Genomic DNA, 11963 nt, shown 5'->3' on the forward strand with positions numbered 1-11963 from the left:
GTGACCGACACGTGGTGACCCTGGTCGAACGACGTCGACTCGGCCGACGCGGAGTCCTGCTCGTACACGCCGAAGTTCGAGTCGTAGTTGTTGTCAGCCGCGTTCACCTCGTGCAGCTGGTTCAGCGACTCGTGGTCCGCACCGGTCTCCACGTGACCGTAGTCGGTGCCGCCGTCGTACCCGTGGTCGCCGCTGTCGCCGCTGTCCCACTCGCTCATGTCAATCCCCCAGCTCGCTGATGTCCGTGTTGCCTTGCTGTCACCCAAGACGTTAGGCGTTCTCGAAAAGCATTGAATCCCCGAAACGTGCCACCGCCCAGCACAGTGCCAGGTAGGCGACAGTCCCAGCCCGGGGCAGGCGCTCCGGGCGCGCCGGATTACGCTGTCGGCCGTGATCGGGCCTCTGGCAGTCGCCGTGTACGTGCTGTCGCTCGCCCTCGCCGCCTGGGCGTTCGTCGAGTTCTTCCGGCACCGCGAGCCGACCCGCCCGCTGTTCCAGGGGCTGGGCGTCGTCGGGCTGCTCGTGCTGGCGCAGGTCGTCGCGCTCGGCATCGGGCTCGCCCGCGGGCAAGGCCCCGAGGAGGGCGGCGAGGTCGTCACCCTCGTCGGGTACATGCTGACGGCGGTGCTCCTGCCGCCCGCCGGCGCCGTCCTCGCCAGGATGGAGCCGACCCGCTGGGGTTCCCTGCTCATCGGCAGCGCCGCCGTCATCGTGCCGGTGCTCATCCTGCGACTCGGACAGATCTGGAATGGCTGAGGACACCATCCACAAGGGGCCCGGCCGGGTCCTCGTCGCGATCTACGGCGTGTTCGCGCTCGCCGCGTCCGCCCGCGCGAGCGTGCAGATCGCGACGAAGTTCGGCGACGCGCCCCTCGCGTACACGCTGTCGGCGCTCGCCGCGGCCGTCTACATCGTCGCGACCGTCGCCCTGGCCCGCGGCGCCCGCCGGGTCGCGCTCGCCGCCTGCGGGTTCGAGCTGCTCGGCGTCCTCACCGTCGGCACGCTCAGCGTGGTGGACGGCGCGGCGTTCCCGGACGCCACCGTCTGGTCCGACTACGGCCAGGGGTACGGCTACGTCCCCCTCGTCCTGCCAATCGTCGGCCTGTGGTGGCTGTTGCGGGCCAAAGCGGGCAAACCAGCCGCGTAAAACGTCACCGGAAGTCGCGGGACGCCGACCGGATCGGCAGGCTCAGCGCCGCCAGGTGGTCGGCCCGCAGGTTGAGCACGCCCTCGACCTTCTCGAGGACGCCGCGGACGACCATGGCGTTCGCGGTCCGGGCGACTCTCCGGTGCCGCTGCCAGAGCCCCGGCGTGCAGGTGACGTTGAGCATCCCCGTCTCGTCCTCCAGGTTGATGAACGTGACCCCGGCCGCGGTCGCGGGGCGTTGGCGGTGCGTGACGATCCCGCCGACGGAGACCCTGCGCCCGTGCTCGACGGTGTGCAGCCGCTCCACGCAGAGCGCGCCGATCCGGTCGAGGTAGTCGCGCGCGAACTGCGCCGGGTGCGCGTCCGGCGCCAGGCCGGTCGCCCACACGTCGGCGATCATGCGTTCCACGGCGTCCATCCCGGGCAGCATCGGCGCCTCGAGGCCGCCGGTCGTGCCGGGCAGCCGCCCTTCCGTCTCCCGCGCGGCCGCGCCCGCCGCCCACAGCGCCTCCCGCCGGCTGAGCCCCAGCCCGGCGAACGCGTCCGCGGTGGCGAGGGCCTCCAGGTGCGGGGTGGTGAGGCCGGCCCGCCGGGCGAGGTCGCTCATCGACGTGAACGGCCCGCCGCCGGTGCGCTCCGCCTCGATCCGCTCGGCGACGGCGGTGCCGAGGGACCGGACCGCGGACAGCCCGAGCCGCACGACCGGCCCGCCCCGCCCCCAGCCTGCGGGCCCGTCCACAGGAACCTCCGACGGCAGGGGCGCCTCCAGGGTGGCCTGGGCGTCGCTGAGGTTGACGTCGGGGCGGCGGACGCTGACGCCGTGCCGGCGGGCGTCGTCGACGAGCGACTGCGGCGAGTAGAACCCCATCGGCTGCGCGTTGAGCAGCGCCGCGCAGAACGCCGCGGGGTGGTAGCGCTTCAGCCAGGCGCTCGCGTACACGAGATAGGCGAAGCTCATCGCGTGGCTTTCCGGGAAACCGTAATTCGCGAATGCCGACAGCTTGTCGAACAGCTCGTCGGCGAGCGGGCCGGCGATCCCGTTGCGGGCCATTCCTTCGTACAGGCGCTGACGGATGCGACGCATGCGCTCCATCGACCGTTTCGACCCCATGGCGCGACGCAGCTCGTCGGATTCGGCGGGGGTGAACCCGGCGACGTCGATCGCCATCTGCATCAGCTGTTCCTGGAAGAGCGGCACGCCGAGGGTCTTGCGCAGCGACGATTCCAGCAGCGGATGCGGATAGGTGACCTGCTCCTGTTTGTTCTTGCGGCGGATGTACGGGTGGACCGAACCGCCCTGGATCGGGCCGGGGCGGATCAGCGCGACCTCGACGACCAGGTCGTAGAACTCGCGGGGTTTGAGCCGTGGCAGGGTCGCCATCTGCGCGCGGCTCTCCACCTGGAACACCCCGACGGAGTCGGCCCGGCACAGCATGTCGTAGACCTCGGGGTCGTCCAGCGGCATGAGGGAGATGTCGAGCTCGCCGCCGATCATCTCGAACGCGTAGCGCAGCGCCGACAGCATGCCGAGGCCGAGCAGGTCGAACTTGACGAGCCCGGCGGCCGCGCAGTCGTCCTTGTCCCATTGCAGGACGGTGCGGCCCTCCATCCTCGCGTGTTCGACGGGGCACACCTCGATGACGGGCCGGTCGCAGATGACCATGCCGCCGGAGTGGATGCCGAGGTGCCGCGGGAAGGTCTGCAGCTCGTTGGCGTAGTCGAGGACCGGCGGCGGGATGTCGTCGACGTCGGCGGTGCTCACGTCGCCCCACCGTTCGACCTGCCGGCTCCACGCGTCCTGCTGCCCCGGCGAGTGCCCGAACGCTTTCGCCATGTCCCGGACCGCGGATTTCGGCCGGTACGAGATGACGTTCGCGACCTGCGCGGTGTAGTGCCGGCCGTACTTCTCGTACACGTGCTGGATGACTTTTTCCCGCTGATCGGACTCGATGTCGATGTCGATGTCGGGTGGCCCGTCGCGTTCCGGGGAAAGGAACCGTTCGAACAGCAGCCCCCATTTGACGGCGTCGACGTTGGTGATGCCGAGCGCGAAACAGACCGCCGAGTTCGCCGCGGATCCGCGGCCCTGGCAGTAGATGTTGTTCTCCTTGCAGAACGTGACGATGTCGTACACGACGAGGAAATAGCCGGGGAAGTTCAGCTCTTCGATCAGGGCCAGCTCGTGCTCCAGCTGCGCGTGCGCTTTCGCGTTGCCGCGGTAGCGGTCGGCGGCTTTCGTCATCGTCAGGTGCCGCAGCCAGTCCATCTCCGACATGCCGGGCCGCGGCACCGGGTAGTCCGGCAGCCGCGGCGCGACGAGCTGCAGGTCGAACGCGAGCTCCCGCCCGTACGCGGCGGCCCTGGCGACGGCGCCGGGCCAGGCCGCGAACCGGGCCGCCATCTCCGCGCCGCCGCGCAGGTGGGCGGTGCCGGCGGCGGGCAGCCAGCCGTCGATGTCGTCGAGGCTGCGCCGGGCGCGGACGGCGGCGAGCGCGGTCGCCAGCCGGCGGCGGCCCGGGGTCGCGTAGTGGACGTTGTTCGTCGCGACCGTCGGCAGGTTCCTCGCGGCGGCGAGGTCGGCGAGGGCGTCGTTGCGTTCGTCGTCGTCCGGTCCGCCGTGCGACGTCAGCTCCACCGCCACCGATTCGGGGCCGAACAGCGTGACGAGCCGGTCCAGTTCCCACGCCGCTTGTTCCGGACCGTGCTCCAGGAGTGCCGCCGGGACATGGCCTTTCCGGCAGCCGGTGAGGACCAGCGCGTGGTCCTTGAGGGTCGCCGCGGTCTCCTCCAGGTCATAGACCGGCCGGCCTTTCTCGCCACCCCGGAAGTGGGCCTCGCTGATGGTGCGGGCGAGCCGCGCGTACCCCTGCGGGCCGCGCGCCAGGACGAGCAGGTGCCGGCCGAGCGGGTCGGGTTCGCCGTTCTGCGGGCCGGGCAGCCCCAGCGACAGCTCCGCGCCGAACACGGTCCGGATGTCGAGCTCCCTGGCCGCCTCCGCGAACCGGACGACGCCGTAGAAGCCGTCGTGGTCGGTGATCGCGACGGCTTCCAGGCCGAGGCGGGCCGCGGTCTCGGCGAGCTCCTCGGGGTGGCTGGCCCCGTCGAGGAAGCTGAAGTTGGTGTGGCAGTGCAGCTCGGCGTACGGGACCGCGTCGGTGGGCCGTTCCAGCGGGGGCGCCGTGTACGCCTCGCGTTTGCGGGTCCACGCCGGCGAGTCACCGCCGTCGCCGTCGTCGGCGGCGAGGACGTCGGGGTGGTAATCACCCTTCCTGCCCGTCAGTCTCCGTTCGAACTCCCGCCAGGGGATGTCGGGGTTGCTGAATCCCATCAGTCGTAGAGTCCTTCCACCCGCCAGGCGCCGTCCTCGAGGACGGCCAGGACCGCCCGCTCGTCGGCGAGCCGGAGCTGGAACCGGACGCGGCGGCTGGCTCCCTCGTCGTCCCACCAGCGTTCGTCGACCGGCCACGGCCCGGCCCACGCGATCACCTGCTGCGGTTCCCCGCCGATCTGGATGTGCGCCGGGGCGCCGCTGAGCTCCAGGCGCCCGCTGACCCGCACCGGCTGCCCGTCCTTGTCGGTGACGGCGGCGGGCGGCGGCTCCCGGTACACGGTCGCCGGCGACGGTGACGGCAGCCGCCCCGGCCACGGCGCGTCGGTGCCCCGCGCGACCCGTTCGTCGCCGAACGCCACGAGCCGGATCCGGCTGCTGTCGGCGCGCCCGCCGTCGAGGACCGCGGTGAGGACCGCGTCGGGGCCGAGGAGCCCCTGGACGCGGGTGAGGGCCCGGTGGGCGCGGTCGCGTTCGTCGCCGGCCTCGCCCCACAGCCCCGGCTGGAGCCCGAGGTGCTCCAGCACCCCTTCGGGGACGAGCCGCAGCCGCGCGATCCCCCCGGTCGGGGTGTGCCTGCTCTTGAGCCAGCCGTCGAGCTGCCAGCGGACCCGGTCGGCGATCGCGTTGACGCTCAGCAGCCCGTCGTGCCGCCACGTGCGCAGCAGCTCCTGTCCCGTGACGGTGACCGCCTCGATCCCGAGCCGCGTGCAGGCGAGCCCGTGCCGCTGGAGCCCTTCGTGCAGCCGCTCGGCGAGGCCCCGGGCCGCGAACGCGGCGGCGTCGACCCGCTCGACCGGCTCGTCGAACGTCTCCGTCACGTCCAGGTCCGGCGGCGGCTGCCGGGGCGCGAGCGGCCGCTCGTCCCGCCCGCCGGCGAGCCGGTGCGCGAGTGCCGCGTCGAACCCGAACCGCGCCAGCACGTCCGGACCCGGCAGCGCCGCGAACTCCTTGAGCGTGTGGATCCCGAGCCGCCGCAGCAGGTCGGCCAGCTGCGGCCGGCCGAGCGCGCTGATGCTCAGGTCCGCGAGGAACCCCGGCGTCTCCCCCGGCGGCACGAGCACCCCGGCCCGCGCGGCCAGCCCCGCCGCGAACGTCCCCTCGGCGACCCCGACCTGCGCCTCCACGTCGCACCGCTGCGCGATCTGCTCCACGAGCCGCTCGGCCGCCTGGGCCTCACCTCCGTAGAACCGCGAAGGTCCCCTGGCCGCGAGCGCGCACGCCCCCGGCCGCAGCGTCTCCACCCCCGGCGCGACCTCCTCGACCGCCGCGAGCACCGGCTCGAACGCCCGCATGTCCCGCCCCGGGTCGTGCTCCAGCACGATCAGGTGCGGGCACCGCCCCTGCGCCTCCCGTTTCCGCAGGCCCCGCCGTACCCCTTCCTCCCGCGCCGCCGGCGACGTGGCCAGGACCCTGTTCGCGTGCAGCACCGCCACCGGCTGCTGCGCCGGGTACCCGTCCACGATCTCCGCCGCCACCACCGGCCAGTCGGGGCACCAGATCACCATTGTCCGCGTCGCCTGCTCCGCCGGCGCCATGTCAGCCGACCCTTCGCAGGCCGGCGGCGGGGGCGGTGCGCGGCATCTTCGCGTCGCGGACGGGCGGCAGCGGCCCTTCCAGCGCCGGCAGCCACAGCGTCACCTCGCGCGCGGCGCTCGCCGCTCCCCGGCCGCGGGCCTGGATCGTCAGCTCCCGGCAGCGCAGCCGCCCCCGCCCTTCGCCGAGCCCGCCCCAGGTCTGCTGGACCGGCGCCACCGTCACGTCCGCGCCGGCCCACACCCCGGCCGGCATGAGCACGCTGCCCCGCTGCCTGGCCCGCGCCGCCAGCCGCCCCGCCACCGCCGGCGCGACCGCCCCCGGCACCGCCGCCACCACGATGTCCACCCCGTCCAGCAACGCGGCGACGATGCTCGCCCACTCGGCTCCCGGGTCCGGCACCAGCGCCAGCCGCTCCAGCACCACCCCCATCTCCGCCGCCGCCACCGGATTCAGCGACGGCATCCCCACCACCGCACACCACGACCCGGCCCGGCTCGCCGCCGCCAGCAACGCCAGCAGCACCGACGACGTCTGCACCGCGATCGTCGCCCCCCGCCGCAGCCCCCCACCCGGCAGCAACGCCCGCAGCCCCGCCAGCACCGGCAGCACCTTCCCGCTCCCGACCCCCGCCCCCGCCGCGTGCTCACTGGCCGGACGCACCACCCCCGCCCCGACCAGCCCGGCCAGCCCCCGCCCGGCTGTGTCTGCGTCGCCTCGTCGCTCCCCGACCACCCGCAGCTGCCCGGCCGACCCGCCACCCCGCGCCTCGCGGACGCCATGGGCACCCTGCGCCTCCGGAGCCACCTCGACCGCGGCGTCGACGTCGGCCGCTTCGACCAGCTCCCGCCCGCTCCCGGTGGCGTGCTCACTGGCAGACCGCGCCACCCCCGTCCCGACCGACCCCCGCCCGCTCCCGGTGGCGTGCTCGCTGGCCGGACGCACCACACCCGCTCTGATCAGCCCGGCCAGCTTCCGCCCGGCTTCCTCGCCGTCGCCTCGCCGCTCTCCGACCACCCGCAGCTGCCCGGCCGACCCGCCGGCGCGCGCCTCGCGGACGCCATGGGCACCCTGCGCCTCCGGAGCTGTCTCGACCGCGGCGTCGGCGTCGAGGGTGGGGACGGACTGCAGCCCCCGCCGGAGGGCAGCGTCGCTCGCGCCCGCAGCCCCGTTCACGACGTCGCCATCGACGCGTGCGTCATAGGACCCGGCGGCCGCCGAAGCCGACGTGCCAGCCACGGCACCTGCTCCCCCACTGTCGAACCGTTCTCCCCCGCCGCACCCGGCCCACCGCTCCGGCGCCCCTGACACGACGCTGTCCCCACTGCCCTGCCAGCCCCTGACCCGAGCCGGTCCCACGACCCGCTGTCCCAGGTCAGTGCACCCGCCGCGCCACAGATGTCACGCGATACATCGCCACCCTTCGGAAGATCGCGGAGCACCACTCCACGCCTCCGCTCAGCACCGACCCGGCACCGCGACCGGCACGACCCGGACAGGCGGCCCGTTCACCTTGTCCACCGCCGCCCAGTCCACCGGTCTCACCATGATCGAAGGCCAGATCCGGCGATGCCGGCAGCCAGATTCCTCCTTCGATCAAGCCGGTCCCGCAACGTTCGTCGTCCGGAGCGTCGTCCCACCCGGTCCGGCATCCGAACCCCCTCGCCGTCCCGACCGGCGGCGCTGCGGCCCGACCGGACGCACACCCCGGCAACCCTCGACCACGCGAGGACGCAGCCCCGAACCCGCCGCCGACCGGCAACCGGCCGCGACCGCGCGGCACGGTGGCGGACCGGACCATGCCAGGCCCGGGCAGCAGGGGTCCCGGGCACCACGACGGCGGACGCGACCGACCCGGCGACCCGGCACCCGTGGCATGAACGCCGAGCGTCGAGACCTGCGGCCCGCGGACCGAACGCCGCAGCTCAAGGGAGTCGTGGTTCAAGGCTTCACCGGGTTCTTCGACGCCGTGCCGAGCCGCCTCCACTTCGGAACCGGCTGGGCGTGGGCGTACCGAGGCCATCCGTGGCCAGTTGCAACGGAAACGACGAAGGCGGGCGATCACCCACCGGAAACCCCACCGACCGAACAGCACAACCATCCCGGCCGATCAGGCCGACCGGTCTGCCTCTTCACTCCGGCCGTTCCTGAGCAACCCGGTCAGCCCAAGTGGTCCAGGCGATCCGGTGGTCCAGGCGATCCGGTGGTCCAGGCGATCCGGTGGTCCAGGCGATCCGGGCGGTCGAAGCGGATCGGCGGGTCCAAGCGGATCGGCGGGTCCAAGCGGTCCGGGTGATCCAGGCGGTCCCGGCGGTCGAAGCGGGTCGACCGGCCTCGGCGGGCTGATCGGTCTCGGCGGAGCGACTGGTCCCGGCGGTCCGGGTGGTCCGGCTGGTCCCGCCGGGCCGGCTGATCCGACCGGACCGGCTGATCCGCCGAGACCGGACAGGCCGGACGGTGGGCCGAGCGGTGGCTGCCTGGTCCGGCGGCGCTGTCCTGGCACGGCCGCGGGTCAGCTGGCGAGGCCCTCGAGCCTGGGCTGATACGAGAAGCCGAGTCCGACCTCGACCACGGCGATGAACTGCTCCGCGGAGCGCATGAGGTCGTCGGCCTCCCGGGCGGTGACCACCCGCGGGATGCCCGCCTCCGCGGCGGAGCGCTTGCTGGCGCCGGCGGCGAAATAGGCCGCCCAGTCGCTCAGCTCGGGCGCGACGAGCACCAGCAGCGACCAGACGCTCGTCACCTTGCTGCGGCGGCCCGGCGCGGCGGGCACGGCCCTGGCGGCGAGGACGGCGGCGGCGGCGCGGAGCGCGGCGAGGTGGGCGGTGGCATAACGCATGCCGTCGGTGCGGATCTCCGCCGCCTCTTCGAGGCCTCGGCGGGCGAGGGTCAACAGCTCCCGCGGCGTGCGGTGGGGAAGCGCGTGCGCGGGAACCGGAAGCTGCTGCCGGGACACACCACCAGCCGCGCCGGTGACCGGAGCGGTGGCCGGAGCGGTCGGGAATCGACTGACGTTGGACGGCTGGGTCGAACGGTTCGCCGGCATGGTCTCTCCCTCTGTGGTGCGTCGGTGGGTCCCGCTCTGGGTCCCTGTGGTGCGTGCGGGCCGCCGCTGGGGGAGTAGCGGTGACACGCGGGTCGTGCGGACGTGACGGTCGAACGGCGCGACCCCGCCGGCCGGGCGTGGAGCTTCCCCACACCACCCCCGACCGGCGGGCCGGCTGGGCCGCTGCCCGCCGCCCGGGGGTCGTGGGCGGCGAGCAGCGACCCCACCTGAGGCCAGACCCGCGAAAATCCGGCCTCCGCGGTGTCGCGGACCGCGCTCGGGAAGAACGCCGCGAATCGTCTTCCCGAAGCAGTTCGAACACTCGTTCGACTGAGATAAGACTACACCCGGGTGCCGGGAAAGTCGCCACGACGCGGGCAGATTTTTCGAACATCCGTTCGCACGGTCACTCGTGCAGGTGACTGCGCTGACCGTCGTGGTCGAAGACGCAGAGGATCTCCGCCGGCCCGTCGTGGGCGCCGAACGCGTGCGGCGTCATGGTGGAGAACGCGGCCGCCTGACCCGGCTCGACCAGGATGGTCCGCTCCCCCAGCCGCAGCACGACGGTCCCCGACAGCACGGTGAACCAGTCCTTGCCCGGATGCACCCGCAGCTCCTCCGGCACCGGCCGGGTGATGCGCATCTTGGCCACGGAGACGCCGTGCGGCCCCGGCTCCCGGGTCATCATCCAGGTGGTCACGCCGTGCGCCTCGTCGCGCCGGGGGCGGATCACCACGTCCTCGTCGTCGACGGACTCCACGAGCTGGTCCAGCGTGGTCCCGAGCGCGCGGGCGATCGGGGCGAGCTGGTCCAGAGCGATCCGCCGGTGACCCGTCTCGATCCGGCTCAGCGTGGAGGGGCTCAGGTAGCAGCGCGAGGCGAGGTCGTCGAGCGACCAGCCCTTGGCCACCCGCAGCCCGCGGATCCGCTTGCGAACGAGGCCGTCGAGCTCACCGTCTTGCGTCATACGCAAGATTGTATGCCGTGACAGCAAAGCGCGGCTATGGTCAAGCCATGCCCCAGAACCACACCCACAGCCACGCGCACGGCCACGCCCACAACCAGGCACACGGCCACGCCCACAACCAGGCACACGCCCACAACCATGCCCATCAGCACGACCACCAGGACCTCGCCGACATCCTGGACCTCGACGCCGAGGTGCTGCACGAGCACCTCACCGAGGTCATGGCCTGGGTCCACGAGCAGACCGGCGACGTCGCGACCGTGCTCGACCTGGGGGCCGGGACCGGCGCCGGCACCCTCGCGCTGGCCCGCCGCTTCCCCGGTGCGACGGTCACCGCCGTCGACGTGTCGCCGCAGATGCTGCAGTACCTGCGGCACAAGGCCCACGCCGCGGGGCTCGCCGACCGGATCCGCACCGTGGAGGCCGACCTCGACGGCGCCGACAGTACGGGCGCTGACGGTACGAAGGCCGCAGATGCCGACCTGGTGTGGGCGGCCAACTCACTGCACCACCTGGCCGACCCCGTCGCCAGCCTGGCCCGCATCCGCGGCGCGATCCGCCCCGGCGGCCACCTCGTGGCGTTCGAGATGGACGCGTTCCCCCGGTTCCTGCCCGGCGACGAGCTCGAGACCCGCTGCCACGAGGCCGTCACCGCGATGCGCGCCGGCGACATGCCGCACCTCGGCGCCGACTGGGGCCCGCTGCTGCGCGCCGCCGGGTTCACCGTCCAGGCGCAGCGCCGCTTCGAGATCGACCTGGAGCCGCCGCTGCCGGAGGCCACCGGCCGCTACGCGCAGACGTCCCTGCGCCGCCTCCGTCAAGGGCTCGAAGGGAAGCTGAGCCCCGAGGACCTGACCGCGCTGGAGGCGCTGGCGGAGGTCGTACCGACGCGGCCGGACCTCACCGTGCAGGCACGGCGAACCGCCTGGATCGCCACGCCGTAAGGGGCGTCATCCCCACCCGCACCTGACCTGTATCTTCTGCGGGTGACCCACCAGCCAAGGCCCGCCACCGGCGCCGCGATGGTCCTCGCCGGCAGCTTCCTGTTCGCCGTCAACGGCACCGTCGCCAAGCTCGCCGCCGGCACCGGCATCGACGCGCCGCAGCTCACGACGCTGCGGGCCGGCGGCGCGGCGCTGGGCCTGTTCGCGCTCGCGCTGGCGTTCCGGCCGTCCCGGCTGCGGATCACCGGACGGGAGGTGCCGATCCTCGTCGCGTACGGGCTGGCCGGCTTCTTCTTCGTCCCCATGCTCTATTTCGTCGGGATCGGCCGTCTTCCGGTCGGCATCAGCCTGCTCTTCGAATACACCGCGCCGGTACTGGTGGCGCTGTGGGCCCGCTTCGTCCAGGGACACCGGGTCCGCCCCCGGCTGTGGGTGGGGCTCGCCGCCAGCCTCGGCGGGCTCGCCTGCGTCGCGGAGATCTGGGGCGAGCTGCGCCTCGACGCGGTCGGGGTCGCCGCCGCACTCGCCGCCGCCGTCCTGCTCGCCGTCTACTACCTGCTCAGCGCCCGCGGCGTCGCCAGCAGGGACACGCTGTCGCTGACCGCGTACGCGTTCGCGGTGTCGGCGCTCGCCGGCTCGGTGGTCCGGCCGTGGTGGGACTTCGACTTCGCCCGCACCACGGTCACCACCCACGGCGTGCCCGTGTGGCTGCTGCTGATCTACATCGTCGTCGGCGGGTCGATCGCGCCGTACCTGCTGCTCGCCGGCGCCATGCGGCACCTGCCGCCGACGAGCGTCGGCATCATCGGCATGTCGGAGCCGGTGATCGCCACCATCGTGGCCTGGCTGGTCCTGCACGAGCACCTGAACGCGGCGCAGATCTGCGGCGGCGTCCTGATCCTCGCCGGGGTCGCGCTCGCCGAGACCGCCCGCGTCCAGACGAAGGCGGAGCAGCGCCGCCCCGAAACTGTCGGTGCCCCGAACTAGAGTCGGTC

The 11963-nt window shown here is 73.5% G+C and carries 10 protein-coding genes and 1 pseudogene; 5 read left to right on the forward strand and 6 right to left on the reverse strand.

Annotated elements, in window-relative coordinates; all coding sequences use genetic code 11:
• On the reverse strand, positions 1–218 hold a 218-nt coding region (locus tag ABZ321_RS49820), incomplete at its 3' end, for a hypothetical protein (RefSeq protein ID WP_354903453.1).
• Between the two features lie 172 nt (positions 219–390).
• Here ABZ321_RS49820 and ABZ321_RS49825 point away from each other — a divergent pair.
• Positions 391–756, forward strand: a complete 366-nt coding sequence (locus ABZ321_RS49825) for a hypothetical protein (RefSeq protein WP_344506333.1) — start codon at positions 391–393, stop codon at positions 754–756.
• Complete coding sequence (locus tag ABZ321_RS49830) at positions 749–1147, forward strand: hypothetical protein (protein WP_344506332.1); 399 nt, start codon at positions 749–751, stop codon at positions 1145–1147. Before ABZ321_RS49825 ends, ABZ321_RS49830 begins: the two co-directional genes overlap by 8 nt.
• Before the next feature lie 4 nt (positions 1148–1151).
• Here the strand turns inward: ABZ321_RS49830 and ABZ321_RS49835 are convergent, their stop codons facing one another.
• The 4 genes and pseudogenes from ABZ321_RS49835 to ABZ321_RS49850 form a co-directional block, all read right to left on the reverse strand.
• The gene (locus ABZ321_RS49835; protein ID WP_354903455.1) at positions 1152–4475 is read right to left on the reverse strand and encodes an error-prone DNA polymerase; all 3324 of its coding nucleotides are present in this window, start codon (positions 4473–4475) and stop codon (positions 1152–1154) included.
• Positions 4475–6013 carry a DNA polymerase Y family protein gene (locus ABZ321_RS49840; protein WP_344506330.1) on the reverse strand — a complete coding sequence of 513 codons (1539 nt, stop codon included), beginning with the start codon at positions 6011–6013 and terminating at the stop codon, positions 4475–4477. Before ABZ321_RS49840 ends, ABZ321_RS49835 begins: the two co-directional genes overlap by 1 nt.
• 85 nt (positions 6014–6098) lie before the next feature.
• Positions 6099–6677 (reverse strand): annotated as a pseudogene (locus ABZ321_RS49845) (hypothetical protein); the annotation flags it as partial.
• A gap of 1846 nt (positions 6678–8523) precedes the next feature.
• Positions 8524–9057, reverse strand: a complete 534-nt coding sequence (locus ABZ321_RS49850; protein ID WP_344506329.1) for an SAV_6107 family HEPN domain-containing protein — start codon at positions 9055–9057, stop codon at positions 8524–8526.
• Between the two features lie 102 nt (positions 9058–9159).
• Between ABZ321_RS49850 and ABZ321_RS49855 the strand changes: the two genes are divergently transcribed.
• Entirely contained in the window at positions 9160–9288 is a 129-nt protein-coding gene (locus tag ABZ321_RS49855) for a hypothetical protein (protein ID WP_344506328.1), read from the forward strand.
• A gap of 175 nt (positions 9289–9463) precedes the next feature.
• Here ABZ321_RS49855 and ABZ321_RS49860 read toward each other — a convergent pair whose 3' ends face one another.
• Complete coding sequence (locus ABZ321_RS49860) at positions 9464–10024, reverse strand: XRE family transcriptional regulator (protein ID WP_344506327.1); 561 nt, start codon at positions 10022–10024, stop codon at positions 9464–9466.
• 47 nt (positions 10025–10071) lie between these two features.
• On the opposite strand from ABZ321_RS49860, the gene ABZ321_RS49865 reads away from it, so the two are divergent.
• Together ABZ321_RS49865 and ABZ321_RS49870 are read left to right on the forward strand one after the other, a co-directional pair.
• On the forward strand, positions 10072–10968 hold the full coding sequence (locus ABZ321_RS49865; RefSeq protein ID WP_354903457.1) for a class I SAM-dependent methyltransferase: 897 nt from the start codon (positions 10072–10074) through the stop codon (positions 10966–10968).
• 42 nt (positions 10969–11010) lie between these two features.
• Entirely contained in the window at positions 11011–11955 is a 945-nt protein-coding gene (locus ABZ321_RS49870; protein ID WP_344506325.1) for an EamA family transporter, read from the forward strand.
• The last annotated feature ends 8 nt before the right edge of the window (positions 11956–11963 follow it).

Source organism: Dactylosporangium sp. NPDC006015 (genome assembly GCF_040614215.1).
Classification (GTDB): Bacteria; Actinomycetota; Actinomycetes; order Mycobacteriales; family Micromonosporaceae; genus Dactylosporangium; species Dactylosporangium maewongense.

Bases quoted from the DNA above. Each gene is read 5' to 3' on its own strand.
- ABZ321_RS49830 (WP_344506332.1), top strand. From the start codon at position 749: ATGGCTGAGGACACCATCCACAAGGGGCCCGGCCGGGTCCTCGTCGCG.
- ABZ321_RS49835 (WP_354903455.1), bottom strand. From the start codon at position 4,475: ATGGGATTCAGCAACCCCGACATCCCCTGGCGGGAGTTCGAACGGAGA.
- ABZ321_RS49840 (WP_344506330.1), bottom strand. From the start codon at position 6,013: ATGGCGCCGGCGGAGCAGGCGACGCGGACAATGGTGATCTGGTGCCCC.
- ABZ321_RS49850 (WP_344506329.1), bottom strand. From the start codon at position 9,057: ATGCCGGCGAACCGTTCGACCCAGCCGTCCAACGTCAGTCGATTCCCG.
- ABZ321_RS49860 (WP_344506327.1), bottom strand. From the start codon at position 10,024: ATGACGCAAGACGGTGAGCTCGACGGCCTCGTTCGCAAGCGGATCCGC.
- ABZ321_RS49865 (WP_354903457.1), top strand. From the start codon at position 10,072: ATGCCCCAGAACCACACCCACAGCCACGCGCACGGCCACGCCCACAAC.